24 protein-coding genes and 1 tRNA gene are annotated in these 25,926 nt (G+C 45.7%); 20 read left to right on the top strand and 5 right to left on the bottom strand.

Annotation, left to right across the window (positions count from 1 at the left end; genetic code table 11):
* Window positions 1-310 precede the first annotated feature (310 nt).
* Window positions 311-991, bottom strand: a complete 681-nt coding sequence (locus AB4Z17_RS18850) for a TIGR00266 family protein (RefSeq protein WP_339207825.1) — start codon at window positions 989-991, stop codon at window positions 311-313.
* A 174-nt stretch (window positions 992-1,165) separates the two neighbouring features.
* Window positions 1,166-1,705, bottom strand: a complete 540-nt coding sequence (locus tag AB4Z17_RS18855) for a phosphatidylglycerophosphatase A family protein (protein WP_441961346.1) — start codon at window positions 1,703-1,705, stop codon at window positions 1,166-1,168.
* 131 nt (window positions 1,706-1,836) lie between these two features.
* Here AB4Z17_RS18855 and AB4Z17_RS18860 point away from each other — a divergent pair, with 131 nt between their 5' ends.
* The 3 genes from AB4Z17_RS18860 to rdgB all read left to right on the top strand — a co-directional run bounded on the left by AB4Z17_RS18860 (window position 1,837) and on the right by rdgB (window position 4,577).
* On the top strand, window positions 1,837-2,889 hold the full coding sequence (locus AB4Z17_RS18860; protein WP_441961348.1) for a GerMN domain-containing protein: 1,053 nt from the start codon (window positions 1,837-1,839) through the stop codon (window positions 2,887-2,889).
* A gap of 292 nt (window positions 2,890-3,181) precedes the next feature.
* Entirely contained in the window at window positions 3,182-3,919 is a 738-nt protein-coding gene (rph, locus tag AB4Z17_RS18865) for a ribonuclease PH (protein ID WP_076271641.1), read from the top strand.
* Window positions 3,920-3,926: 7 nt separating this feature from the next.
* Window positions 3,927-4,577: an RdgB/HAM1 family non-canonical purine NTP pyrophosphatase gene (rdgB, locus tag AB4Z17_RS18870; RefSeq protein ID WP_441961349.1), complete on the top strand. Its 651-nt coding sequence runs from the start codon at window positions 3,927-3,929 to the stop codon at window positions 4,575-4,577.
* 104 nt (window positions 4,578-4,681) lie between these two features.
* Here the strand turns inward: rdgB and asnB are convergent, their stop codons facing one another.
* Window positions 4,682-6,526: an asparagine synthase (glutamine-hydrolyzing) gene (asnB, locus tag AB4Z17_RS18875; RefSeq protein ID WP_441961351.1), complete on the bottom strand. Its 1,845-nt coding sequence runs from the start codon at window positions 6,524-6,526 to the stop codon at window positions 4,682-4,684.
* Between the two features lie 141 nt (window positions 6,527-6,667).
* On the opposite strand from asnB, the gene AB4Z17_RS18880 reads away from it, so the two are divergent.
* Both AB4Z17_RS18880 and AB4Z17_RS18885 read left to right on the top strand, forming a co-directional pair.
* Window positions 6,668-7,000 (top strand): hypothetical protein, encoded by a 333-nt coding sequence (locus tag AB4Z17_RS18880; RefSeq protein WP_339207829.1) that lies wholly within the window; start codon window positions 6,668-6,670, stop codon window positions 6,998-7,000.
* A 222-nt stretch (window positions 7,001-7,222) separates the two neighbouring features.
* Window positions 7,223-7,831 carry an AAA family ATPase gene (locus AB4Z17_RS18885; protein ID WP_076271645.1) on the top strand — a complete coding sequence of 203 codons (609 nt, stop codon included), beginning with the start codon at window positions 7,223-7,225 and terminating at the stop codon, window positions 7,829-7,831.
* A gap of 53 nt (window positions 7,832-7,884) precedes the next feature.
* On the opposite strand, the gene AB4Z17_RS18890 is transcribed toward AB4Z17_RS18885, so the two are convergent.
* Window positions 7,885-8,796 (bottom strand): LysR family transcriptional regulator, encoded by a 912-nt coding sequence (locus tag AB4Z17_RS18890; RefSeq protein ID WP_441961352.1) that lies wholly within the window; start codon window positions 8,794-8,796, stop codon window positions 7,885-7,887.
* A 115-nt stretch (window positions 8,797-8,911) separates the two neighbouring features.
* Here AB4Z17_RS18890 and AB4Z17_RS18895 point away from each other — a divergent pair, with 115 nt between their 5' ends.
* A complete protein-coding gene (locus AB4Z17_RS18895) occupies window positions 8,912-9,376 on the top strand; it encodes an HPP family protein (protein ID WP_441961354.1) in 465 nt (154 codons plus the stop codon).
* Window positions 9,377-9,487: 111 nt separating this feature from the next.
* Here the strand turns inward: AB4Z17_RS18895 and AB4Z17_RS18900 are convergent.
* Window positions 9,488-9,564: transfer RNA gene (locus tag AB4Z17_RS18900), tRNA-Arg, on the bottom strand.
* A gap of 251 nt (window positions 9,565-9,815) precedes the next feature.
* Between AB4Z17_RS18900 and AB4Z17_RS18905 the strand changes: the two genes are divergently transcribed.
* From AB4Z17_RS18905 to AB4Z17_RS18970, 14 genes are all read left to right on the top strand, one after another.
* The gene (locus AB4Z17_RS18905) at window positions 9,816-10,709 is read left to right on the top strand and encodes a hypothetical protein (protein WP_076271667.1); all 894 of its coding nucleotides are present in this window, start codon (window positions 9,816-9,818) and stop codon (window positions 10,707-10,709) included.
* Window positions 10,710-10,797: 88 nt separating this feature from the next.
* On the top strand, window positions 10,798-12,087 hold the full coding sequence (gene tig / locus AB4Z17_RS18910) for a trigger factor (protein WP_441961356.1): 1,290 nt from the start codon (window positions 10,798-10,800) through the stop codon (window positions 12,085-12,087).
* Window positions 12,088-12,315: 228 nt separating this feature from the next.
* Window positions 12,316-12,909: an ATP-dependent Clp endopeptidase proteolytic subunit ClpP gene (gene clpP / locus AB4Z17_RS18915; RefSeq protein WP_053374767.1), complete on the top strand. Its 594-nt coding sequence runs from the start codon at window positions 12,316-12,318 to the stop codon at window positions 12,907-12,909.
* Between the two features lie 16 nt (window positions 12,910-12,925).
* Window positions 12,926-14,182, top strand: a complete 1,257-nt coding sequence (gene clpX / locus AB4Z17_RS18920; RefSeq protein WP_076271649.1) for an ATP-dependent protease ATP-binding subunit ClpX — start codon at window positions 12,926-12,928, stop codon at window positions 14,180-14,182.
* A 205-nt stretch (window positions 14,183-14,387) separates the two neighbouring features.
* A complete protein-coding gene (ispG, locus tag AB4Z17_RS18925) occupies window positions 14,388-15,497 on the top strand; it encodes a flavodoxin-dependent (E)-4-hydroxy-3-methylbut-2-enyl-diphosphate synthase (protein ID WP_076271650.1) in 1,110 nt (369 codons plus the stop codon).
* A gap of 604 nt (window positions 15,498-16,101) precedes the next feature.
* The gene (gene lonB / locus AB4Z17_RS18930) at window positions 16,102-17,805 is read left to right on the top strand and encodes an ATP-dependent protease LonB (protein ID WP_441961358.1); all 1,704 of its coding nucleotides are present in this window, start codon (window positions 16,102-16,104) and stop codon (window positions 17,803-17,805) included.
* Between the two features lie 37 nt (window positions 17,806-17,842).
* The gene (lon, locus tag AB4Z17_RS18935; RefSeq protein ID WP_441912838.1) at window positions 17,843-20,212 is read left to right on the top strand and encodes an endopeptidase La; all 2,370 of its coding nucleotides are present in this window, start codon (window positions 17,843-17,845) and stop codon (window positions 20,210-20,212) included.
* A complete protein-coding gene (gene yihA, locus AB4Z17_RS18940; RefSeq protein ID WP_076271653.1) occupies window positions 20,209-20,796 on the top strand; it encodes a ribosome biogenesis GTP-binding protein YihA/YsxC in 588 nt (195 codons plus the stop codon). Before lon ends, yihA begins: the two co-directional genes overlap by 4 nt.
* 212 nt (window positions 20,797-21,008) lie before the next feature.
* Complete coding sequence (locus tag AB4Z17_RS18945; protein ID WP_339207840.1) at window positions 21,009-21,599, top strand: non-ribosomal peptide synthetase module; 591 nt, start codon at window positions 21,009-21,011, stop codon at window positions 21,597-21,599.
* A gap of 171 nt (window positions 21,600-21,770) precedes the next feature.
* Window positions 21,771-22,454, top strand: a complete 684-nt coding sequence (locus tag AB4Z17_RS18950; protein WP_441912837.1) for a DUF4309 domain-containing protein — start codon at window positions 21,771-21,773, stop codon at window positions 22,452-22,454.
* A gap of 281 nt (window positions 22,455-22,735) precedes the next feature.
* A complete protein-coding gene (gene speD, locus AB4Z17_RS18955; protein WP_054027216.1) occupies window positions 22,736-23,134 on the top strand; it encodes an adenosylmethionine decarboxylase in 399 nt (132 codons plus the stop codon).
* 199 nt (window positions 23,135-23,333) lie between these two features.
* A complete protein-coding gene (gene hemA / locus AB4Z17_RS18960) occupies window positions 23,334-24,716 on the top strand; it encodes a glutamyl-tRNA reductase (protein ID WP_441961360.1) in 1,383 nt (460 codons plus the stop codon).
* 22 nt (window positions 24,717-24,738) lie between these two features.
* Window positions 24,739-25,551, top strand: coding sequence for a cytochrome C assembly family protein (locus tag AB4Z17_RS18965; protein WP_076271657.1), 813 nt, complete (start codon window positions 24,739-24,741; stop codon window positions 25,549-25,551).
* 31 nt (window positions 25,552-25,582) lie between these two features.
* Window positions 25,583-25,926: precorrin-2 dehydrogenase/sirohydrochlorin ferrochelatase family protein (locus AB4Z17_RS18970; RefSeq protein WP_441961362.1), on the top strand; the 344-nt coding region annotated here is incomplete at its 3' end.

Consider the following 25,926-nt stretch of genomic DNA (forward strand, 5'->3'; position numbering starts at 1 on the left):
ACTGGATACACTCCAGTTACTCTTCTTTCGATGAGCGAGGTGGCATATTACTGAAAAAACTCCCGTCAATTCGAGTACATCCCCTCCTTAGAGTAGATGTTGTCGAATAAGCGGGAGTTTTTTTTAGTAAACCGATAAGAAGTCTGTCACTAATGAGATTAACGGAAGGTTTTCTTGTTAGTTTTCCTGTGAGGTGGCTGCTTACTTTTAGTGCTTCATTTTGTGTAAATGCTCTCACAGCTGAATGAGACTTCTTCCGTAAAAGTAACTCAAATGCTAAGTAGAAGTGCTAATGTTGACTATGAGTACGTTAGTTGCCGCCTGGTATGAACTTTTTCAACCAAGTTCCAAAGCTGGATGGATTGCGAGTTTGGATCAGAACGACACCTTCACCGCGGAAGCGGCATACGAGACCTTCGCCGCTCGTAATGCTGGATAACCAGCCTTTAGACGCTTTTTCTATCGTATAGTTCATATAGCCCGGCCAAGCAACTAAATGACCGTTATCGATGATGACTTCTTCGCCGTGGCTCAAATTTAGAGCATGGATCGCGCCATATGAGGAGAGAAACACCGTGCCTCGGCCGCTGATTTCTACAATAAAGAAACCTTCGCCCGATAAGAGTCCCTTGCCTAGGTTTTGCATTTTGGTATTGACTTCTATGCCGCTGGTGCCAGCTAAGAAACCATCCTTTTGCACATAAAGCTTATAGGAGCCGTCGAGTTCAATCGCTTCAATATCTCCGAGAGAAGGAGGGGCAAGGTGGACTTCACCTTGACCCCGATTAGCAGTCATCTCTTGGAAAAAGAACGTCTCTCCGCTTAACATTCTACCGAGTCCGCGCATAAACCCGCCGTCTGTTGTCCCTTTAAGATCGATGGTAGGGGACATGGACACCATTGCACCCATTTCGGCTTTTACGCTCTCACCCGGATTGAGCTTCACCTTCAGCATGGCAAAGGCGCCTTTATAAAAAATATCATAGTTCATGAGTTAACCTCCTCAAAGGTTTTACCTAAGCAATATCTACTTCGCATCCATCGCATCAAGCTCGCGATGTAAAACTACACTTCGCATCCATCGCATCAAGCTCGCGATGTAAAACTACGCTTCGCCTCCATCGCATTAAGCTCGCAATGTAAAACGAAGCCTCGTATATTCCATTTAGTCAAGCGGAGGCTGTGTAACACCCTCATGCTCTGCTTGTCTGCGATGAGCCATCCGACTTGCTGCCGATGCAGCGATAGCCCCAACGATATCGTCCAAAAACGTATGGATTTCTCCGTCGGTTTTGTCGTTCAGCTTGACCAAAATGCCGGGCTTCAGCTTATCGACATATCCGAAATTCGTAAACCCGATGCTTCCATACACGTTGACAATGGACAATGCCAAAATTTCATCGCATCCATAAAGACTCTCGTCATGCTTGATCATATCCTGCAGTGGAGCCATAAGCTTGCCTTCCTCGGCGAGGATATCAAGCTGGATGCCGGTCAAAACAGCATTTTGCACCTCGCGCTTCGATAGGACGGCATCAATATGGACGATACAATCCTCAGGCGTTAAGCCAGGGAAATAGTCTTTTTGCAAAAAATGTACGAGCTCGGCGATAGCCAGCTTTGTTACTCCGCGTTTGAGGAGCCATTCGTCTGTAGCCTCAGCCACTTTGCGGCTGTTGAGGCTATAAGTTTCGGGATTGGACATGTTTTTGTTCCCCCTTAGGATTTTATGGACAAAACTGGTCTAAAAAAGGGAAGGGCTCGTATACATAGTACTACAAATAAGGAGTTGTACAAAGCCGCTAGGCAAAACTTGATTAGGGAGGAAAGGTCAATATGATTCAAAAAAGATGGATTAGGGGTGCTGTACTTTCGGGGGTTCTCGTGCTGCCCATTCTTACTTCGGGTTGTGGTCTGTTTTCCAAGCAGACAAGCCAATCAATCGATCCGCCGCAGGTTGAGGTTAAGGATGGAGTAGAAGGTGCAGAAACTGGACAGGCAATCGGAGTTGGTGAAGAAGCGCAAATGACAGTATACCTTGAAGATCGTAACGGTTATTTGGCTCCAATCTCACTTCAGACCTCGCTCGGAGCGAATGAGCAAGCCGCACAAAAGGCGCTGGAAATGATGGTCGAGAATGGCGCGTACGCGAATCAGCTGCCTGAGGATTTTCGCGCAGTAATCCCGCAAGGCACTCAAATTAAATCGTATAAATACGATAAAGAGCAAAAGCTTGCTAAAGTAGAATTTTCTGAGCCGTTCAGTGACTACAATCCACAGGACGAACGTACTATCGTTGAAGCGATCACATGGACTCTGACAGCTATGCCAGGGATTGAAGGCGTGGAAATTTGGTATGAAGGCGCTAAGCTGCCAGAAATGCCACAAGACGGCTTCCCGCTTGACAATACGCTGACACGTTCGGTGGGCATTAATATCGAAGCGGCAGACGGTGTGAACTATGCGCAATCAACGCCTGTAACGCTGTACTTCTCCGCTCAAACGTTAAACGACGAACAATATTATGTGCCCGTTACTAGACTAGTCGCTCGCTCGGAGACTCCGACGAAAGCAGCGCTGGAGCAGCTCATTTCGGGACCGCTTAACAAAAAAGAGTTGACCAGTGTAATCATTCCGGATGTACAAGTGAAGGATGTTGTACAAGAAGGTGATGTTGTCACTGTAGATTTGCAGGACGAAGGGTATCAGCAAGGTCAGAAGCTTCCGACCGAAATGCTTCAGGCACTCGTTCTTTCAATCACTGAAAATACAAAAGCAGCAACGGTTCAAATTAAAGTAAATGGAGAATCTAACTTTACGGACGAAGCGAACAATTCCTACAGCGAGCCTGTTGGCAGACCGCATCACGTAAATGCTATTAAGTCATAAGAGATAACTCCGGAATGTACAAAGAGGCCGATCAAAAGTGAACGCTTTTGAAAAGCCTCTTTTGTGCATTTATTAGCATGTATTAGGTCTGAATGGTTTATTTTAACCTGATGCAAGCATGTAAAAAACTTCCACTGAAAAGCTGAATGGGTACAATCATGACCGCTTCACTTTTCTTTTTCACGGGCAGCGGATGCAATTCACAGGTTACTTTGTTAAAATAGGAAAGATTGCAGGATGGGATACTTTTGTTTTCTAATCGAAAAACGCTAGCACTCAGGAGGAAATTAGAATGAGAAACGATGGTCGGCAACCGAACCAGCTTCGGCCGGTAACCATAACGACAGGTGTCAATAAATACGCAGAAGGATCGGTTCTCATCGAGGTTGGAGAGACGAAGGTCATTTGTACAGCGAGCGTGGAGGATAGAGTACCTCCATTTATGAAAGGGCAAGGCAAAGGCTGGATTACAGCTGAATATGCAATGCTGCCTCGCGCAACACATACACGCAATATTCGTGAAGCGGCTAAGGGTAAGCTGACAGGACGGACGATGGAAATTCAGCGCCTTATTGGTCGTGCATTGCGTTCGGTCATTGATTTGCAAGCACTAGGCGAGCGGACTATTACGCTTGATTGCGATGTCATTCAAGCCGATGGCGGTACTCGTACGACATCTATTACAGGTGCGTTTATCGCGCTTTCCATTGCAATTAACAAAATTTCCGAGAAGGTACAATTTGCAAAATATCCGATTACAGATTTTTTGGCGTCGGTAAGCGTAGGCGTCATTCAAGAGAGAGCGCTGCTTGATCTGAACTACGAGGAAGATTCCAAAGCTAAGGTAGATATGAACGTTGTTATGACGGGCAGCGGCAAGTTTGTTGAGGTGCAAGGAACTGGCGAGGAAGCACCATTTTCGCGCGATGAGCTTAACCAATTGCTGCAACTTGGAGAAGAGGGTATTCACGAGTTGATCAGCAAGCAAAAGGATGTTCTCGGTCCTTTGGCGGCGCGAATCGGAGGTTAGTATTCTGATGAAGCATTCCATATTAAATCATGCTGTTATTGTTGTAGCTACAAAAAATGCAGGTAAGGTGAAGGAATTCGCGCATGCGCTTCAGAAGCTTGATAAATCAGTAGAAAGCTTGCTGGATTATCCGCAAATTCCGGATATCGTGGAAGATGGCGATACGTTTGCCGCCAATGCTCGCATCAAAGCTAAGACGACGGGAGACATCCTTGGCGTTCCTGTACTGGCTGATGATTCAGGTTTGCGCGTTGCAGCGCTGAATGGTGATCCAGGCGTCTATTCCGCTCGTTATGCAGGTGAGAATGCGACTGATGGTGAAAACAATGCCAAGCTCATTCAGGAGCTTCATCAACTAGCTGAACATGCAGAACGAGAAGAATTGCAAGACGGGTCCAAAATACTGAGCAAAGCGCAGTTCGTATGCGCGTTAGCGCTGTATGATCCTGCGACCGGTTTGTTTCTGGAATCGGAGGGTACAGTGGATGGCGTTATCACGGATAATCCTCACGGCAATGGAGGCTTCGGTTATGATCCGCTGTTTTGGCTTCCTAGCTTGAACCGCGGGATGGCCGAGCTGTCTAAGGATGAGAAGCAGCAGATCAGCCATCGCGGCGATGCATTAAGAAAGCTCCTTCCGTTGCTTGAGCAAGCATAATAAGTGAAAAAGCAACCCTATCCACGAGCAGCTGAATGCAGCGGCTTTTAGCGGATGGGGTTGCTTTTTTTGTGATGAGAACAAAAACAATAAGCCTTGTCACCTTATGATATGACGACCTTATATTCCTTCAACCATAAATTCACCTGATACAAATAAGCGAATAGCTGCGGACCGGACATCAATTGACCAAACCAAGGGGTATTCGAGCTTGCAGATTCCGACTCGGTTAGCGCTCTAACCTTTTCTACATTTATTAATGGAAGGAGCGGAGAGCTGGAATCGTTCAGTACATCCAACAAAAGCCCTTTGACTGCGGCCAAATAGTTCGGATTATGCGTTTTAGGATAAGGGCTTTTTTTACGAGTCAATACGTCCTCTGGCAATACACCGCGCAGCGCCTTGCGCAATATTCCTTTTTCGCGATCGCCGGATGTTTTGATCTCCCATGGGATATTCCAAACATATTCAACTAACCGATGATCACAGAAAGGGACACGGACCTCAAGGCCCGCTGCCATGCTCATTCGATCCTTGCGGTCTAGAAGCGTTGGCATGAAGCGGGTAATGTTCAAATACGACATTTGCCGCATCTTACGCAGCTGCTCAGATTCGCCATCTAGATGAGGAACCTCTGCTATCGCTTGGGAATAACGATCCCCAATGTAGTCAAGCGGTTTAATCCAAGCGGCAACGTCAGGTGCGAGCAGATCAGCACGCATAACTGAAGCAAGCGACCAAGGGAAGGTATTGGCATTTAAAGCCTCTTCGCGATGAAACCAAGGATAGCCGCCAAAAATTTCATCGGCAGCTTCGCCTGATATTGCTACGGTTGCATCTTTTTTTATTTCATGGCAAAAGAGCAGCAACGAAGCATCAACATCGGCCATGCCCGGAAGATCGYGAGCGAAGGTGGCTGCTTTTAATGCGCCGACCAAATCAGGTGTATCAAACTGTATAGGATGATGAATTGTGCCTAGATGCGTCGTCATTCTTTCGATCCATGGCGCATCACTATTAGGCTGGAAGGCATGTGCCTTAAAATGTTTATCGTTGTCCGCATAATCAACAGAGTACGTGTGGACATTCCCTTGCCCGTTCTCGTTGTAATAATTGACAGCGAGTGTAGTTAGCGCACTGGAATCAAGGCCGCCAGACAGCAGGGTACATACTGGAACGTCTGAAACGAGCTGCCGCTCAACGGTATCTTTTAGCAGCGCTCCTACTTGTTCAGCTGTTTCTTCAATATTTTGCCCATGGGGGCTGCTCTCAAGCTGCCAGTACGTAATCGTCTTCACGCCAGCGTGATTGACAGTCATACACTTGCCAGGTTTAAGCTCATTGATTTGCTTATATACACCATGGCCTGGAGTGCGTGCTGGTCCTAAAATAAAAATCTCAGCAAGCCCTTCCGCTCCAACCTCCGGCTTCACGGCAGGGTGTGCCAATATACATTTTTGTTCGGAGCCAAAAATAAACAAACCGTCCTGTGTGCTATAGAACAGCGGTTTGACGCCAAGCCGATCACGCGCCAGAAATAGTTCTTGCTCTAATACGTTCCATATGGCAAAAGCAAATATTCCGTTAAAACGCTCTACGCAAGACTTGCCCCACTCCATAAAAGCGACCAGCAGCACTTCTGTATCACAATTTGTCGTAAAGATTCTGCCCCTGCTTTCAAGCTCCTTGCGAAGTTCTGGTGCATTATACAATTCCCCGTTATAGACAACGACATATTTGTCGTCGCCGGTATGGCGAATCATTGGCTGTGCCCCGTTCTCCGGATCAATGACGGATAAACGTCGATGGCCTAAAGCGCAATGAGCTGATATCCACGTACCGGAAGCGTCGGGACCGCGCGGTGCAAGGGTGTCTGTCATCTTCTCTAAGCTTTCACTTTGCTTAGTCAGATCACGGTTCCAGTCGATCCAGCCGGTAATTCCACACATTGATCTCATTCCTCTCTTTTGCTGGTCTCAAAGTAGCGATAATATCAGTTATATGCAGAATAAGGGATAAAATGTCTGTCCGACGGGGGATGCTAGAAGTGGCTGTGAAAAGTAATAAATGCAGGAAGGAGTGTGCGATTGATGGCAGAGCAAGAAGCAGGCAGTGAAGAACGCAAGCATTATTTCGTTTCTGTTCAGGCGGGACAAATATTAGAGGATCCGCAGGCAGCAGCGTATGAGCTTGAGATTATAATGAACGAAAATGAGCATACGAAGCTTAGAGAGCTGTTTGATGAGCTGTCCAGCATGGATGAAGCGGAGATGTTTCATTTCTCGTACAGTCCGTTTGGCTCAGCAAGCGACGGCGAAATCAATGCTGGCTACGATCAGTTGATTGAGCGTATTTACAGGCAATTGTATGAGTTAGGAACGGACACGACGAAGCAGCATATCGAATCGATGCAGTTTTTTTAATAAGCGGATAAGTAAGCATAAACAGGGTGTTGCAGAAGCTGAATAACAGCGGCAACATCTTGTTTTTTTTATAAAACAATAAATAAATATAAGATGATTGATACTATAAAAATGAATATGAGTGTTTTTTCTAAATAATATCGCTGCTTTTACGTAATCATTTCTATTATATTGCTGCAAAAAATGATATACTTCTACAAAAAATAGTGGAGGGTTTTCGTTTTGCAAAAGTTAGTTTTTTTTGTCGGAGTAGCGGGGACGGGCAAAACAACGGTAGCTAGAAAGTTGTCTGCTCGCATTCCAGCTGCTTTTCTTGACCGGGATACGATAGGCGGTCGTTTTGTTGAGGCTATATTGGAGTTAAACGGCCTGGATAAAAGAGATCGGGATTCTGATTATTACAAAAAGCATTTGCGTGATTTGGAATATGATACGGCGAAGGACGTATGTATTGAAAATTTGGCTGCTGGTCAAAACGTATTTATGATTTCACCTTTTACGGCAGAACTGAAAAATAAACAGTGGATTGAAGAGGTTGTTGAAGCAGCAGGCCTCACGATGAGTGAGGTAGACGTTAAAGTGGTTGTTGTCACGCTGCTGGATATGGAGCTGCAAAAAAATCGGATCATCGGGCGTCAAACAGAGCGCGATCAGTGGAAACTGGACAACTGGGGCGACTTTGAGAAGCGGATTGAGTTTGTTCCGCAAATCAACTGGGATATTCCTAACTCATCCATCCTCGTGTTTGATAATAGTGGAGAGCTAACGGAAGAGAAAGCCGAGCAATTATTCCAATTTGTTAATGAAAAGCAGGCAACATTATCCGTTTAGTATAATAAGAAAAGGCGGCTTCATTTGGGGAATTTCCCTATGAAGCCGCCTTTTTATTTGTGGTTTTGTGATTCAACGGTTTTCAAAAATGATTTCAAACGCTGGATAAAGGCTTGTGCTGCAGCTTTAGGCTCACGTGCTTTATGTGTAATAATGCCATGCGTTAATAGAAGCTCTTGGTTCAAAGGCAATGACAGCAGCGTACCTGCGGCCACCTCTTTAGCTACATTTGATTCTGGTACGAATGAGATGCCCATTCCGCAAGCAACCGTCTGCTTAATGAGCTCAACACTAGAGAAAGACAAATGATCAGCAAGCTCAACATCAACTTCTCTCAGCATATCGCGTCCATAAGTGTGGTAGATACACTGATCCCCGAAGCTAATGAAGGCGTTGTCGTGCAACGCTTGCCATCCGAGCTGCGCGAAGCGCTCTTCCAGCGCAGGAGCACAGATCAGCAAGAGCTTCTCTTCCATTAAAGGTGCAAATAGAAGGTCGTCACGTTCCGGAGCCTTGGGGACGATGCCGAGGTCAGCGCGATGGTTTACGACTTGTGCGGTAATATCATGCTGCAGACCAGGCGTTAAATGCAGCTTGATCTTGGTGTATTGCTGGAGAAAGCCGGTTAAAAAATGCGGCAGATGAGAGATGGCAAACGACTCTAGAGCTCCAATTCGAACGATACCAGACGGCATGCCAGGCTCCGAGAACGCATCCTGAAGCGAATGTCCAAGCTGGATAAATTGATACGCATAGGGAGCTAGCCGCAAGCCTGCTTCTGTTGGCTCTACGCCGCGCGGCAAACGGTGAAAGAGCTTTTTGCCGCTTGCTGTTTCCAAATGTCGAATATGTGAGGTTACCGTCGATTGAACGTAACCGAGACGATCAGCGGCACCACTGAAGCTTTTTTCCTCCAGCACAGCAGTAAATGTAATAAAAAAACGACCTTCCCAAGACTCCAGCATGTTAACTCTCCTTAGGTATCGGAATTTGAAATGTGTTCCATTGTAAATATTCAATTCTCGAATGATTTCTCTTATGATAGCATGATGTCATAATAAGAGAAACGGGGAATGAGAAATGCTGAGAAATAAAAATTGGAAGCCTCTGGCGGCAGCGGTTGTTGGCACCGTTGTTATCGCACTGCTGCTGACCATGGGCGATTTAATGTCGATTACGCTGATGATGGCTCCATTTGGGGCCAGCTGTGTTATCGTGTTTGTGTTGCCAGATAGTCCGCTTGCCAAAGCCAGAAATGTTGTTGGAGGCCATTTGATCAGCACTGGAGCAGGTCTTGTGATGCTGCATCTCTTCGGAGATTCAACATGGTTCATTGCACTATCTGTTGGATTGTCCATCMTTCTGATGCAGCTCACAAGAACCGTTCATCCACCCGCAGGTGCTGATCCGCTTGTTGTCATGCTAAGCCATGCGGGTTGGTCCTATCTGTTTACTCCGGTTCTATTCGGAGCGCTGCTGATTTCGCTTGCCGCTTATGGTTATAGGAAATTATTGGCGACCAAGTCAGCAGCTTTGAAGTCATAGAAATAAAAAAAGGGCTGATCCAGTTGGTAAATACCGGGATCAGCCTATTTTAAATAGTTCAGTATATAATAAAAAAACCACCTGAATAGGCGGCGTTAATGGATAATAATATGGCGTCCCGGAAGAGATTCGAACTCCCGACCGACGCCTTAGAAGGGCGTTGCTCTATCCAGCTGAGCTACCGGGACACAAGAAATAATATAGCACACATCATTAAATTATTGCAAGCACTTTTTTGAATTTATATTCTTTTTATTATAAAATAAGATTTATGAGTTGTCGGAATACTACATTTGTTTTTTCTTTTGATTGTACATGGTATAATCGTACGCAAGATTGTCCGAATGAACAAAAGGCGCGACCATAAGGCGGTGTTATCATTACAACTCCCAATGACACACAAGGCGACAACAAGGATAACGTTTACTTGTTCCCTAGCATGCTGGACCATTATCAGGTACAGTTAACCCGTATGCTGGAAGCGGAACAATACGGGGAGGCCAAGGAGTTGCTGCGCTTTTTGCTGCAATGCCAGGGCGAGGATGCTCGCCATTATGAAGAGTGGGACAGCTTACTTACGTGGCTTGACATGGCTTTTCCTGGAGAAGGAAATGATGGAGAAGATTCGGGATTCCTATCGGCCAAGCGAGAGAAGGAAGAGGACGAGGCGACTATGCGCGAGCAGCTTCTTAATCCTCCTGATCAAGATGAAGCTTATGTGAACCAAGTGCTCTACATCATGCAAAATCATCCGATGATCGATCAGCAAATTCTTGCTCTTGAACGCGCTGCTTATATTCAGACTCCAGAAGTGGATGATTCCATTAAAAATTGGCTGGTAACCCAGCAGGTTCACCCTGTCGTTCAGTTTAAGGCACTGCAATGCTTGCGCAAGCGAGGAGCTGCCGGTTTACTGACACTGGAGAGACTTGGTGAAACCGTAGAGCTTGATTTGGAAGCGACGCCTCTTTCTATGGATGAATTCCCTTCGCCAATTATTAGGATATTGGAGCGAACAGAGCAGGTTGCCGAGGTCGATGATCCCACATTGCCGCATTTTGCTAGAGAGCTTTGGAAGGAAAGTTTACAGTTTTTGTATGGTACGGCTGCTTATCATTGGATGTTGAGAGAAGACGAGGATACAGTTGATTATTTTGCAGCTGCGCTGCATTTGACGCTGCTTCTTACCGTTTACGGCTCGGCAAACGATGACGATATTCGTGATACATACGGCATTACCGAAGGTTTAAGGTTCCGTTATGAGCAAGCATGCAAGGCGCTTAGACAGGTTGCCGTTTTGCAGCAATCGGGAGAAGATGAGCCAGAGTCTTGATAATCTGGGCTAGCTTGTTTATAATAGAATGGTTTATGAAACGTGATAACTACTGATGCATGAGCATTTTCGGAGGGGAAGGCATAAAATGAAAGCAACTTGGGAAAAAATAGACAAGAACATCGTGTCGATCGACGTGGAGGTAGGGGCGGAGAAAGTCACTGTTGCTCTTGATCAAGCATTTAAGAAAGTCGTTCAAAAAGTAAACGTACCTGGATTCCGTAAAGGTAAAGTGCCTCGCGGCATGTTCGAATCCCGTTTCGGTATTGAGAGCCTGTACCAGGATGCAATTGACATTCTGTTGCCAGATGCTTATTCCGATGCGATCAAAGAAACTAATCTTGAGCCGGTTGACCGTCCTGAGATTGAAGTTGAGCAATTCGCAAAAGGCGAAACATTCAAATTCAAAGCAAAAGTTATCGTTAAGCCAGAAGTTACACTTGGTGAATACAAAGGCTTGGAAGTTGAATCCGTTGTTTCTGAAGTTACAGAAGAGGAAATCGCAGCTGAACTTGAGCGTTTGCAACAGCGTCATGCTGAGCTTACTGTTGTTGAAGAGGGCGCAGCGGCTAACGGCGACATCACAGTTATCGATTTCGACGGTTATGTAGACGGCGAAGCGTTTGAAGGCGGAGCAAGCGAGCGTTATTCACTAGAGCTTGGTTCGAATTCCTTTATTCCAGGTTTCGAAGAGCAAGTGGTTGGCATGCAAATCGGAGATTTCAAGGACATTGAAGTTAATTTCCCTGAGAGCTACCATGCAGAGCACCTTGCAGGCAAACCAGCTGTTTTCAAAGTGAAGCTTCACGAAATCAAACGCAAAAGCTTGCCAACGCTAGACGATGAGTTTGCAAAAGACGTAAGCGAGTTCGATACGCTTGAAGAGTACAAGCAGGATCTCGTTAACAAACTAAAAGAGCGCAAAGATCAAGAAGGCGAACAAGCTCGCGAAACAGCAGTTGTTGACAAAGCTACGGCTGCAGCAGATGTTGAAATTCCAGAGCCAATGATCGTGACTGAAACGGATTACATGATCAAAGATTTCGAAAACCGTCTTAAAATGCAAGGCATGAACATGGACCTATACTTCCAATTCTCCGGTCAAAACGAATCTGTTCTTCGCGATCAAATGCGCGCAGATGCTGAGAAACGCGTTCGTAACAACCTTGTGCTTGATGCAATTGCTAAAGCAGAAAACATCGTTGCTGACGACGAAGATTTGAACGAAGAGCTTGAGAAGCTGTCCAAATCATACAACCGTCCTTCTGCTGAGCTTCGCGACATTTTTGAGAAAAACGGAAATCTTAGCAACTTGCAGGAAGATATTGCACTTCGCAAAACAATTAAGTTCTTGCTTGAAAACAGCAAAGCTGTTTAATAGCCACATACGAATAATTGAATAAATGCTTCACTCAGGATAAGGCACGTCGTTGATACGTGCCTTATTTTGACCCTACATATGGAAATGTGCTTGTTTTGGAGGCTAAACTCCGTACATATCGAACGGCCGGCGTCGTATAATGTATTAGTGGAAAAATGACATGAATACGATGACGTGTTACAATAAGTAAGTAACCAAAGTCATAAACGAAAAGAGGTTGGTCGCATGAATCTAGTACCGATCGTAGTCGAACAAACGAATCGCGGGGAACGTTCTTACGATATTTACTCCCGTTTGCTGAAGGACCGTATCATTTTCCTTGGGAGCGCAATCGATGATGATGTTGCAAACTCCATCATTGCACAGCTGCTGTTTCTGGCGGCCGACGACCCAGAGAAAGACATTCATCTATACATTAACTCTCCCGGCGGCTCCGTGACTGCGGGAATGGGTATTTTTGATACGATGCAATATATTAAGCCTGAGGTGTCCACGATTTGTATGGGCATGGCAGCAAGCATGGGTTCGCTGCTTCTTACAGCGGGCGCGAAGGGCAAGCGTTTTGCGCTTCCTAACGCTGAGGTTATGATCCATCAACCACTTGGCGGCGTACGCGGTCAAGCATCTGATATCAAAATCCATGCTGATTGGATTTTGAAAACGAAACAAAAGCTAAACCAAATTTACGTAGACCGCACCGGACAGCCTTATGAAAAAATCGACCGAGATACCGACCGTGACAACTTCATGAGCGCGGAAGAGGCTCTTGCCTACGGTTTGATTGACAAGGTGATTACAGCACCGGTATCGACGATTTAATCGAAGGGGTGATTACATGTTTAAATTCAACGACGAAAAAGGCCAGTTGAAATGTTCTTTCTGCGGCAAATCGCAGGATCAAGTACGTAAATTGGTTGCCGGTCCTGGCGTCTATATATGCGATGAGTGCATTGAGCTTTGTACCGAAATTGTTGAGGAAGAACTCGGCAATGAGGAAGAGCTTGATCTTAAGGATATTCCGAAACCGAAAGATATCCGGGCTATTCTGGATTCTTATGTCATCGGTCAAGAGTTTGCGAAAAAATCGTTGTCTGTAGCGGTTTATAACCATTACAAACGGATTAATTCCGGAAGCAAAATCGAAGACGTAGAATTGCAAAAGAGTAACATTTTGCTGCTAGGTCCTACGGGCTCAGGTAAAACGCTGCTAGCTCAAACGATGGCTAAAATTTTGAATGTTCCATTTGCAATTGCAGATGCAACTTCGCTAACAGAAGCAGGTTATGTGGGCGAAGACGTTGAGAACATTTTGCTTAAGCTCATTCAAGCTGCCGATTATGATGTGGAAAAAGCGGAACGCGGCATTATTTATATCGATGAGATCGATAAAGTAGCTCGCAAATCGGAAAACCCATCCATTACGCGCGATGTTTCTGGCGAAGGTGTTCAGCAAGCATTGCTCAAAATATTGGAAGGTACAGTTGCATCCGTTCCTCCGCAAGGTGGACGCAAGCATCCGCATCAAGAATTCATTCAAATCGATACAACGAATATTTTGTTCATTTGCGGCGGCGCATTCGATGGCCTCGAATCATTGATCAAACGTCGTATCGGTAAGAAAGTAATCGGCTTTAGCTCTACAGGCGAATTGCAGAAGGATCTTAAAGCTGGTGAATACCTCACGATGGTATTGCCAGAGGATCTGCTCAAATTCGGTTTGATTCCGGAGTTTGTAGGCCGTCTGCCTATCATTTCGACGCTTGAGCCGCTTGATGAGCCTGCACTCGTTCGGATTTTATCCGAGCCGAAGAATGCGCTTGTGAAGCAATACCAGAAGCTGCTTGAAATGGACAATGTGAAGCTTGATTTCGAACCGGCTGCACTTGATGCAATCGCGAAAGAAGCAATCAAGCGCAACACCGGAGCTCGCGGCTTGCGTGCGATTATTGAAAGCATTATGCTGGAAGTTATGTACGAGGTACCATCACGCGATGATCTAAGTACATGTCTAATCACAGAGCAAACCGTTCAAGAAAAAATCATGCCTGAGCTTACCGCTAAGAAAAGCAAGAAGAAAGAAGAGAGTGCGTAAGCCAGCACTCCAGTATAAGAAGCTATAAGTTCAGGCTTATAACTAAACTTATATATGACCGCGAAACGAGCTGTTTCCGCTACATTGTAATGGAATGGAAGCAGCCGTTTTCGCTTGACTACCGTCATTGTTTCCACCCAGCCGCGCGGTTTCAAAAACCGCCAGTCAAAGGGTGGACTTTGCCGTTCATGGGAGAGATAAGCTTATGTACTTACGTCAAGATACGGTACCGGTTAAAGTCGGCAATCTAACGATTGGCGGCAGTAACGAAGTGATTATTCAAAGTATGTGTACGACGAAGACTGCTGATGTCGAAGCTACTGTTGCGGAAATACTAGGGCTTGAAGAAGCTGGCTGCCAGCTTGTCCGGGTTACTGTCAACAACAAGGAAGCGGCGGAAGCGATTAAGGAAATCAAGAAACGCATTCATATTCCGCTAGTTGCGGATATTCATTTTGACTATCGCTTGGCACTGCTAGCTATCGAGAACGGCATCGACAAAGTACGGATTAATCCGGGCAATATCGGTCGCCGCGAACGTGTAGAAGCGGTTGTTAAGGCTTGTAAGGAAAAAGGCATTCCGATCCGAATTGGCGTCAACGCCGGTTCATTAGAAAATCATCTGTTAGAAAAGTACGGTTACCCGACGCCGGAAGCAATGGTAGAGAGCGCGTTGTTCCATATCGGTATTTTGGAGGAGCTCGATTTCCACGATATTATCGTATCTCTCAAAGCATCGGATGTTCCGATGGCCATTGCTGCGTACTCGATGGCGGCAAAAGTCATTAAGTATCCGCTCCACCTAGGCATTACAGAAGCTGGAACGCTGCACACAGGCACGATAAAGAGCTCCGCTGGTATTGGTGCTTTGCTCGCGCTTGGCATTGGCAACACGCTGCGTATCAGCCTTAGCGCTGACACAGTAGAGGAAGTCAAGGTTGCCCGTGAGCTTCTTAAAACCTTTGGTCTAATTACAAATGCTGCAACACTTGTTTCCTGTCCTACTTGCGGTCGTCTAGATATCGATCTGTTTTCGATTGCAAATGAGGTAGAAGATTATATTTCAAAAATTAAAGTGCCAATCAAAGTTTCTGTGCTTGGTTGTGCGGTCAATGGTCCAGGCGAGGCTCGTGAAGCGGATATCGGTATCGCTGGCGCTAGAGGCGAGGGCATGCTTTTCCGTTACGGGGAGCTTATTCGCAAGGTGCCAGAAGCTGAATTGCTGTCTGAGCTAAAGAAGGAAATTGACGAAATCGTACGCGTTTTTGAAGCGACGGGTGAAATACCTGGCCGCAAGCATCATACACCTGCATAATCATTTATGAAAAGGTTTATTTACGTCAATTGCAGACGTGAGTAAGCCTTTTTTTTGTTGATAAAAAGGAGGGAAGTTTTGTTTAACGCTTCCTATGATGAATGTGATGGTAGGCTTATATTGTACTTTATACATTACGTGATAATAGGATATTCCTCTAAGTAACGAGCTTCGCTAAAGTAATTTCCCCTTTCCCAACCCGAGGTTTCAAAATAAAGAGAATTGCTTGTGAAAAATAACAGCATTTACGGTTATTACCACATCGTAGAGGCAATACTATTTTATACGCATGTTTATAAAGGTTAGCTATGTACATTGAAATCAACGAAGCAGGTCTAAGTTCTTCTCTTAAGCCTTCATGTAGTTGCATGATTAGCTAGAAAGGTATGAAAATGAAGCAAGATAATTAATTATTATTTCCATTTAAGGATTATATTCCTGCGGAAATGATCGTCACTATTCAAATGGATACAGCCGTTTACGCTTGAAATATAAGAATGAAAATAGCTGATCATTTTCATAAAAAGCTTATATTTCTACGCGAAACGAGCTTTCACCATTTCATCGGCTACAGCCGTTTACGCTTGAAAGGAGCGGATTACTAATGAGTTTAAGTGTTGTATTAATGTTGATTCAAGTGTTTTTTGCAGTTGTTATCGGCTTGTATTTCTGGAATTTGCTGCGCAATCAGAAGACGAACCGCTCGGCCGTTGATCGCGAGTCTCGCAAGGAGATGGACAAGCTCAGAAAGCTTAGGAGTGTATCGCTTACGAAGCCCTTATCGGAGAAGACAAGGCCGCAGGCGATGCAGGACATCGTTGGCCAGCGTGACGGTCTGCGTGCCTTAAAGGCTGCGCTGTGCAGCGCAAACCCGCAGCATGTTATCATTTATGGCCCTCCAGGTGTCGGGAAGACCGCTGCGGCGCGTGTCGTGCTGGAGGAAGCCAAAAAAAATCCTTCCTCGCCGTTTTTGCCTGAGGCAAAATTTACAGAGATCGATGCGACAACCGCTAGGTTTGATGAGCGCGGAATAGCTGATCCGCTAATCGGCTCGGTTCATGATCCAATTTATCAAGGTGCAGGTGCGATGGGTGTAGCAGGTATCCCTCAACCTAAGCCAGGCGCTGTGACGAAGGCGCATGGCGGGATCTTGTTTATTGACGAAATAGGTGAATTGCATCCGATTCAAATGAATAAATTGTTAAAGGTACTGGAAGATCGCAAAGTGTTTCTGGAGAGCGCGTATTATAATTCGGAGGATTCGAATATACCGGTGTATATTCATGATATTTTCCAAAACGGCCTGCCTGCAGATTTCCGTCTAGTCGGTGCAACAACGCGGTCGCCGCAGGAAATTCCGCCAGCAATCCGTTCGCGCTGCATGGAGGTGTTTTTTCGTCCGCTGCTTGCTGAAGAAATTGGTTTAGTGGCTGAAAACGCAGTGAAAAAAATCGGCTTTGCACCTTGTCCTGAAGCGATCGATGTCGTCAAGCGATATGCGACGAACGGACGCGAAGCGGTTAACGTCATTCAGCTGGCTGCGGGTGTAGCTCTATCCGAAAAAAGGGACAGCATCGCTGCGGGCGATATTGAATGGGTTGTAAACAGCAGTCAAATTCCACCGCGCCCTGATCGCAAGGTGCCGGATGCGCCGCAAATCGGTTTCGTAAATGGCCTTGCTGTATATGGTCCAAATATGGGCACGCTGCTCGAAATCGAAGTAAGCGCAATTCCTGCTGCTTCTGGCAAAGGTTTGTTTACAATTACAGGCGTTGTAGACGAGGAGGAGCTTGGYGGAGGATCGCGGACGTTAAGAAGAAAAAGTATGGCAAAGGGTTCAGTCGAAAACGTAATTACGGTTTTGAGACGTATCGGGCTTAATCCGCAGGACTTTGACTTGCATATCAACTTCCCTGGCGGTACGCCGATTGATGGCCCTTCTGCCGGTATTGCGATGGCAACAGCTATTACATCAGCAATAAAAGGCATTCCAATTGACAATAAACTGGCCATGACAGGTGAAGTTGGCATACATGGAAACGTAAAACCTGTTGGCGGCGTATTAGCTAAAGTTGAGGCAGCTTTCCAAGCTGGTGCTAAAACAGTCATTATCCCAAGGGAGAACTGGCAAGCGATTTTTGCAGACTTGGAAGGTCTTAAGGTCATTCCTGTCGAAAAGGTGGAAGAAGTGTTCAAGTTTGTGTTCCCAAATACTGAAGTGTCCCCTGTACGGGTCGAAGCTCCGCTTGGAACCGATCTTTTTATCGCTTCAGCCGTTCCGTATTTGCAGGCTGATTCCGTAGAATGATAAACTAGGGTAGACGTTAACAATTGGAGGTGCTGGTGTGGGACCTAGTAAATCGAAAGGTCGTCGGCTGCCCTTGCTTCCGCTTAGAGGGCTACTCGTTTATCCCAGCATGGTGCTCCACCTTGATGTGGGTAGGGACAAATCGGTTCGAGCGTTAGAACGCTCGATGGTCGAAGATCATATGATATTGCTTTGTTCACAGTCTGAAGTGAACATTGAGGAGCCGACTGAGGAAGATATATATAAAGTTGGCACCATAGCAAAAGTAAGGCAAATGCTGAAGCTGCCTAACGGCACGATCCGTGTGCTGGTGGAAGGCGTATCGCGTGCTGAGATTTTGGACTATTTGCCGAACGACGAGTTTTATGAAGTATCTGTAAAAGAATTGCCGGAGCAGGAGACGGATGATCCTGAAGTCGATGCGCTTATGCGCTCGGTCTTAAACCAATTCGAGCATTATATTTCATTATCGAAGAAGGTTACGCCTGAAACCTACGCGGCGGTTTCCGACATTGATGATCCGGGCCGCCTTGCGGATGTCATTACGAGCCATCTTTCGCTGAAAATCAAGGATAAGCAGGATATTCTTGAAACCGTAGATGTCGGAGCTCGACTAGAGAAGCTGCTCGACATCTTGAACAACGAGCGCGAAGTGCTGGAGCTTGAACGCAAAATAAACCAACGCGTCAAGAAACAGATGGAAAAGACGCAAAAGGAATATTATTTGCGCGAGCAAATGAAGGCGATCCAGAAGGAGCTCGGAGAGAAGGAAGGCCGTGCTGGCGAGGTCGAGGAGCTGCGTGCGCAGCTGGCCGAGGCAGGCGTGCCTGATCTCGTGAAAGAGAAGATCGAGAAGGAAATTGATCGACTCGAGAAAATGCCGTCCACCTCTGCAGAAGGCGGCGTCATTCGCAATTATATCGATTGGCTGCTTTCTTTGCCTTGGAGCAAAACGACCGAAGATGATTTAAGCCTAAGCAAAGCAGAAGCGATTCTGAATGATGACCATTATGGCCTTGAAAAGCCGAAAGAGCGGGTGCTTGAATATTTGGCGGTTCAGAAGCTAGTCAAGCAGCTAAAGGGTCCAATCCTTTGCTTGGTAGGCCCGCCGGGTGTTGGTAAAACCTCGCTTGCCCGTTCGATTGCCAAATCGCTTGGTCGTAAGTTTGTGCGTATCTCGCTTGGCGGGGTGCGAGATGAAGCGGAGATCCGCGGTCACAGGCGGACTTATGTAGGCGCTATGCCAGGAAGAATTATTCAAGGCATGAAGACGGCAGGTTCTTCAAACCCTGTATTTTTGCTGGATGAGATTGACAAAATGGCGATGGATTTCCGTGGAGATCCAGCTTCAGCGCTTCTAGAAGTGCTCGATCCGGAACAAAACAACACGTTCAGCGATCATTATGTAGAAGTGCCATTTGATCTATCTAATGTGATGTTCGTAACGACCGCGAATGCGATGCATAATATTCCTCGTCCGCTGCTTGATCGGATGGAGGTCTTGTATATTCCAGGATATACGGAGCTTGAGAAGCTGCAAATCGGAAATCGTTATCTATTGCCGAAGCAGAAAAAGGAACATGGCTTGACCGAGGAACAGCTCATTATCTCGGAAGAGGTATTGCTCCAGCTGATTAGGGAATATACGAGAGAATCCGGCGTTCGTAATTTAGAGCAGCAAATTGCAGCAGTGTGCCGTAAGGCAGCGAAACGATTTGTTGCAAATGAGCAGACAGAATCCACCGAGCCATTTGAGGTTACGAGTGAGGAGCTCAAGGAATTGCTGGGGCCTTCGAAGTTCCGTTATGGCCTAGCTGAGAGCGAGAATCAGATCGGAGCGGTGACTGGTCTTGCGTGGACTGAGGTAGGTGGAGATACGCTTGTCATTGAAGTCACAGTCATGCCGGGTAGCGGAAAACTAACGTTAACTGGTAAACTAGGTGATGTCATGAAGGAATCTGCTCAAGCGGCATTCAGTTACACTCGCTCGAAAGCGATTGAGCTGGGCATTGACCCAAGCTTTCATGAGAAAAATGATATTCATATTCATATTCCGGAGGGTGCGATTCCAAAGGATGGTCCATCAGCCGGCATTACGATTGCAACAGCGCTTATCTCCGCGCTTACAAACCGCTATGTGGATAAGGAAGTAGCGATGACGGGCGAAATTACGCTCAGAGGCCGCGTGCTTCCGATTGGCGGTTTGAAGGAAAAATCGCTGGCAGCGCATCGTGCAGGCATTCGCAAAATATTGTTGCCGAAAGAAAATGAACGGGATTTAGGGGATATTCCCGATAGCGTACGACATGATATGCAATTTTTTCCTGTCAGTCATATGGATGAAGTGCTGCAGCATGCGTTGCTTCCGGTTCAAACGGAAGAGAAAGCAGGTACAACGATTTTATGAAAATTACACAAGCAGAATTCATCATCAGCGCAGTAAAACCACATCAATACCCAGAGGACGCCTTGCCAGAGATAGCTCTGGCAGGGCGTTCGAATGTCGGAAAATCTTCATTGATTAATAAACTTATTTTACGCAAAAACTTAGCTAGAACGAGCTCGCAGCCCGGCAAAACGCAGCAGCTTAATTACTACCGCGTAAATGACCTTATTTATTTGGTTGATTTTCCGGGGTATGGCTATGCTAAGGTTTCCAAAACTCAGCGCTTGCAGTTTGGCGAAATGATCGAACGTTATATCCGTGACCGTGAGCCGCTTAAGCTTCAGCTGCTGGTCATMGATATTCGTCATGAGCCGTCTCTGCTCGATCAGCAAATGTACAAATGGCTGAAGCATTATGAAATCCCAACATGCGTCGTTGCGACCAAGGCGGATAAAATTCCGAAGTCAAAATGGGACAAGCATATTAAAATGATCAAAAAAACGCTTGAAGTCGACCCAAGCGATTCCGTCGTATTATTCTCGTCTGAATTAGGACTTGGACGCGAGCAACTATGGGACATCATAACCGAAGCGATTGCTACATGAGGTAGCAAGACCAGCAAGTTAATCTATAAAGCAGAGGATTTAGTGAAATAGTCGGCTTTCCTCGTGAATTCTTCCGTTATTTTGTGGAATATGCGAGAATATCGGGGATGAACGACAGGAATAAAATGATAAGATCACGTATAATATACTTAAGCAACAAGACCAAAGTTAAAGACCAAAGCGTGCAAGTTCAAAGAATTGAGGAGATTTTTATGGCTAAGCGGCTAGCCACAGAGTATGTAAATGCCAAACTGCAATTGACGAATGAAGAGATGGCTGAGTTTATCCGTTCATTTGAAGAGCAACAAATACACCTTCAGGTGTTGGTGCTTGACAATGGGAATCAGGAGCTCGTTCTCGAAGATGTAGCAGGGAGGGAAGAAGTCCGACTGACCTTTGAACGTCAACAAGACTATTACGTGTGCGTATTATCTTGCCGTCTTGTGCAACCGAGGCTGACCAATGCTATGCGAAAAGCTCTTTCAGCTTTCCGCGGCAACGCGATCGTCAACCGAATCTACAGTCATTATACGATGATCTATCATTATAAGAATGGTTCCGTTCACCAAATTGTCGAAAGCTCGAGCACAGGGGAGCGCATTGTATTCGAATTCAAGGATACACTTGGCCAACTGGAGCGTGTGTTCCAAAGTCGTTTGATCGAGCGGGAAATCGGATTGTTAAGCAATGCAGTCAATGAATTGCTAGATCTTCGCAACCAAACGAAGGATGCTGAAGAAATTAGCAAAATCGATGAGCGTTTAACCGATCTGACTCGCAAGCTCTTCATCCTTGAAGCTTAATACAAGTAGGAAATCTTGATGAAAGAGGCTGCTTTTGCAGCCTCTTTTTTTTGTTTTCAAAATATTGCATCTATGAATTTTGCAACATTTTGCGTGTTTAAGCAGTTAGTATTAGGGTAAGGCAAGTGAATGGCATCTTAGTATTTTTATACAACAAGGGGATGAATAGGAATGAATCAAACCAAACGATTTAAACAGTTTGCTATCGGAATATCATTTGCGATCGCCTTATCTTTAACAGCGTGCAGCAATAAGGATACAGGAGCAGATCTAGTGCCGCCGCCGGCAACAGAGATGCCGAGCAATCAGCCAGAGACAAGTACACCGGCCTCACCGGACACGAAGCCAAGCGTCCCTCCTTCTGAACAGCCTAATGAGCAACCAGGCGGCAAAGGCGCTGAGGAGCCGTCTAGCGGCTCTGAGGCCGGAGAAACGATCAGCTCAGTCTATGCGCTTGCGAAGGAAGGCAAAGTTCCAGGCTCCGATTATGCTGCCCATATCGCATTATATGATGATATAGAGAAAAAATGGGGCAAGCCTGATACCAACGAATCCGCTGGGAAAGGGATGTACGCTGCCTACAAAGATAAAGGGATTACATTTGGATACAACAAAGGAATGCTTGTTTATGATGTAAGATCTTATTCGAAAAAGCTTCAAGGCATTACATTGAAAGACATAGAGATCGCGCTTGGGTCTGCTGATCAAAAAACGGTTAACGGTACGGATGACATTTATACGTATGAGGTCAATAAACAATATCAGCTTAAATTTATTTTGGCTGAAGCAACCGGCAAGGTGGATCACATCTCGGTATACAGTCCGCAGGACGCAAAAAATAATATGGCGGGATGATCGCACAGCCCATTGCGAGATAAGCTTCAACGTCATACATTGAAAACGGGGCTGGCAATGAAAGGTTATTTCCATCCTTTAGAAAAAAAGTATTGCAATTATCCCGGATAGATGTTATTTTTATTCTCGTTGAAAAGATTGTTGAAGTTAATAATAGGAACCAGGATTCACTCAGGACATTGTTATGTTGCGAGAGATTAATCCCTCGAGAAGTGAATGACGTAGGTCCTAGCGGATGAAATTTTTCAAACATTTTATTCCTAGGAAGGGGGAACCGGAAGATGGAATACTCAACTTTCGGAAGACACGTTGCTGTTGATACTTGGGGTGTAGACTTTGATCTACTGAACAGCGCTGAATTTTTGCAATCACACATGGTAGAGGCTGCAGAGGCTTGTGGTGCTACTGTATTGTCGGTTCAAGCCAAACAATTCGATCCTCAAGGCGCAACTGTGCTCGTGCTGCTGTCGGAGAGTCACCTCTCGATTCATACGTATCCTGAGAGAGGTTTTGCTGCGCTTGATTGTTATACTTGCGGCGAAACTGTAGATCCTCAGCTTGCGATCGACTACATGCTCGCTGTACTGAAGCCAAAAGCGACGTATGCGAAGAAGCTTGTACGCGGTATGGGCGAACTGCAAGTAGAAGAGCCAAAAATGAAACAAACTGAGCTCGTTTAAGAGCTTTAAAACTTATTGCTCATAGCGAAATAACCATGGATGGTATCCATGGTTATTTCTTTGTAGTAAAAGGGAATAATGAGTCTGTACTTTTCAAATATTATTCATAAATGAACATTATCTGAATGTTTTACTATGCTATAATTATCGATAACATCAATGCTTGATCGCTTAAAGAGAAGGAGGCAGGTGACCGCGCATGCACATTATCGCAGTAGGACTGAATTACCGAACGGCTCCCGTAGAAGTAAGAGAACAATTTGCGTTCGCAGAACGGGATTTGCCGGAAGCATTAATACAGCTCATTCAGACACAAAGCATAATGGAATGTGTCATTGTAGCGACCTGCAATCGGACGGAGCTTTATGCAGTTGTAGACAGGCACCATCTATGCGGGCATTACATTCGAAGCTTTATGGAGAAGTGGTTTAAGCTGCCTAGGCAGAACTTCACCAACCATTTATATATGTATGAGGACGAGAAAGCGATTGATCATTTATTCCGTGTAACGAGCGGACTTGATTCCATGGTCATCGGCGAGACTCAAATTTTGGGACAAGTAAAAACAGCTTTTCAGCTCGCGCAGCAGCAGAAGACGACGGGTACAGTTTTTAATATGCTGTTTAAACAGGCGGTTACAATGGCCAAGCGTGCTCATTCCGAAACGTCAATCGGCGAATCTGCTGTTTCTGTGAGCTATGCTGCCGTTGAGCTTGGGAAACGGATTTTCGGACAATTCAACAAAAAAACAGTTATGGTCATTGGTGCGGGTGAAATGGGCGAACTGACTGCCAAGCATCTGTACACGAATGGCGCAGATCGCGTCGTTGTTGTAAATCGCACCTATGAGCGGGCAACACAGCTGGCAGACAAGTTTAACGGAATCGCATGGTCGATGGAAGAAGCAGTGGATAAGCTTCATGAAGCAGACATTATTATCAGCTCCACTGGCTCGAAAGAATATGTGTTAACGCGCAAACAGGTTGCAGAAGCTATGCAGCGTAGAAAAGCGAAGCCGCTCTTTATGATTGATATTGCGGTACCGCGTGATTTGGACCCTTCGATTGCTGCCGTTGATAATGTATTCTTGTATGATATTGATGATTTAGAGGGCATCGTGGAAAGCAATCTCGCGCATAGGCGTCAAGAGGCTGCCAAAATTGAAGCGATGATTACCGAAGAAATTGAAGTGTTCGAGCAGTGGTACAAAACGCTTGGCGTTGTTCCCCTTATTCGAACTTTGCAATCCAAAGCAGCAGGCATTCACGAGGAAACGATGAACAGCTTGACGAATAAATTGCCTGATCTCGGCGAGCATGAGCTTAAAGTCATCCGTAAGCTAACAAAAAGCATCGTTAACCAAATGATGCAGGATCCTATTTTACGAATTAAAGAAATGGCTGGCGAGAAGCGGGCAGACGAAGCGATGGATATGTTCGTTAAGCTGTTTGCTCTCGAGGAAGATCTTGCTAAAGCGCGTCAAGCGGAGCTTGAAGCGGCAACAGATACTGTCGCTGCTGCAAAAAAGAAAAATGTTCAACCCCATGCAGCTGCGGCGGTATTAGCACCTATTACAAGGTAGAGGGCTGCTAGGTGGAGGAGCTATGGAGACGCAAAACTTTTTATATGATGCGATACTTTATATTTACGCCCTGAGCCTGCTGTTTTATTTCTCCGACTTCATGAATGCAAGTCGGAGAGCGAAACGGATGGGTACAGGGCTGCTTATTTTTGTTTGGGTATTACAGACTGGTTACCTTGTTACTCGCATCGTATCTCATTTGCAAATGACGGAAGTATCAACCTTTGAATACTGGTTAGGCTTTTCTTGGCTTTTAGTTACCATTTCGCTAGTGATCAGTCGATTTATTAAAATTGATTTCATTGTGTTTTTCGTAAATGTTGTTGGTTTTGCGGTGTTGGCGCTTAACCTGTATAGTGACCCTGGAAATGGCGAGTCGCTTAAAGTTTGGGAAACAACAAGAGAGCTATTATACATTCATATCAGTCTCGTTTTGCTTGCGTATGCTGCATTAACCATAGGCGCTTTGTTCGCCGGCATGTATTTGTTTTTGCATAATCAGCTGAAACGAAAGCGCTGGTCAAACTTTGTGCGCAGATTGCCAAGCCTCGATATGATTGAGCGTTATGGAGATCGAGCAGTCATTGTTGGCGTTCCATTGTTTGCAATGTCGCTTGCGATTGCGGTGACGTCTATACTTGTCGAAAGACGGTTTGCGTTGTTGATTGACTGGAAGGTATTGTCTTCCTTTGGAACCTTGGTCATGTACATTATTTATGTGTACCAGAGAGCGATGCTCAAACGTCCCGGATTGCAATTGGCCCGCTTTTATATTATTTCGTTTGGTTTGCTGCTTCTGAATTTGTTTACTAATTATTTCTCCTCCTTTCATTAACGAGAATTGACTGCTGGAGGCAAGAACGGCAATGAATGGTTTATATCCAATTTTCATGCAGCTTAAAGGCAAACGCTGCGTTATAATCGGCGGCGGAAGCGTGGCGCAGCGAAAGCTGCAAGGGCTGCTGGCTGCTGGAGCGGATGAAATATGGGTCATCAGCCCGTCATTAACTCCTCAAATCGTGAGTTTGGCTTCCGACGGGGATATCAACTGGTTCCAGCGAGAGTACAATGATGGYGATCTTGCTGGTGCATCGTTGGTGTTTGCGGCAACAAACGATAAACGTTTAAATGCGGAGATTGCGGCCGCCGCCGATCGGCTTGGCATTTTAGTAAACGCGGTGGATGATGCGGACAAAGGCTCGTTTATTTC

This window comes from Paenibacillus sp. TAF43_2 (assembly GCF_052113545.1).
Classification (GTDB): Bacteria; Bacillota; Bacilli; order Paenibacillales; family Paenibacillaceae; genus Pristimantibacillus.

Excerpts from the sequence above, each read along its gene's own strand:
- AB4Z17_RS18850 (WP_339207825.1), bottom strand. The coding sequence starts at position 991 with ATGAACTATGATATTTTTTATAAAGGCGCCTTTGCCATGCTGAAGGTG.
- AB4Z17_RS18855 (WP_441961346.1), bottom strand. The coding sequence starts at position 1,705 with ATGTCCAATCCCGAAACTTATAGCCTCAACAGCCGCAAAGTGGCTGAG.
- AB4Z17_RS18860 (WP_441961348.1), top strand. The coding sequence starts at position 1,837 with ATGATTCAAAAAAGATGGATTAGGGGTGCTGTACTTTCGGGGGTTCTC.
- rph (WP_076271641.1), top strand. The coding sequence starts at position 3,182 with ATGAGAAACGATGGTCGGCAACCGAACCAGCTTCGGCCGGTAACCATA.
- rdgB (WP_441961349.1), top strand. The coding sequence starts at position 3,927 with ATGAAGCATTCCATATTAAATCATGCTGTTATTGTTGTAGCTACAAAA.
- AB4Z17_RS18880 (WP_339207829.1), top strand. The coding sequence starts at position 6,668 with ATGGCAGAGCAAGAAGCAGGCAGTGAAGAACGCAAGCATTATTTCGTT.
- AB4Z17_RS18890 (WP_441961352.1), bottom strand. The coding sequence starts at position 8,796 with ATGCTGGAGTCTTGGGAAGGTCGTTTTTTTATTACATTTACTGCTGTG.
- AB4Z17_RS18905 (WP_076271667.1), top strand. The coding sequence starts at position 9,816 with ATGCTGGACCATTATCAGGTACAGTTAACCCGTATGCTGGAAGCGGAA.
- tig (WP_441961356.1), top strand. The coding sequence starts at position 10,798 with ATGAAAGCAACTTGGGAAAAAATAGACAAGAACATCGTGTCGATCGAC.
- clpP (WP_053374767.1), top strand. The coding sequence starts at position 12,316 with ATGAATCTAGTACCGATCGTAGTCGAACAAACGAATCGCGGGGAACGT.
- clpX (WP_076271649.1), top strand. The coding sequence starts at position 12,926 with ATGTTTAAATTCAACGACGAAAAAGGCCAGTTGAAATGTTCTTTCTGC.
- ispG (WP_076271650.1), top strand. The coding sequence starts at position 14,388 with ATGTACTTACGTCAAGATACGGTACCGGTTAAAGTCGGCAATCTAACG.
- AB4Z17_RS18945 (WP_339207840.1), top strand. The coding sequence starts at position 21,009 with ATGGCTAAGCGGCTAGCCACAGAGTATGTAAATGCCAAACTGCAATTG.
- AB4Z17_RS18950 (WP_441912837.1), top strand. The coding sequence starts at position 21,771 with ATGAATCAAACCAAACGATTTAAACAGTTTGCTATCGGAATATCATTT.
- speD (WP_054027216.1), top strand. The coding sequence starts at position 22,736 with ATGGAATACTCAACTTTCGGAAGACACGTTGCTGTTGATACTTGGGGT.
- hemA (WP_441961360.1), top strand. The coding sequence starts at position 23,334 with ATGCACATTATCGCAGTAGGACTGAATTACCGAACGGCTCCCGTAGAA.
- AB4Z17_RS18965 (WP_076271657.1), top strand. The coding sequence starts at position 24,739 with ATGGAGACGCAAAACTTTTTATATGATGCGATACTTTATATTTACGCC.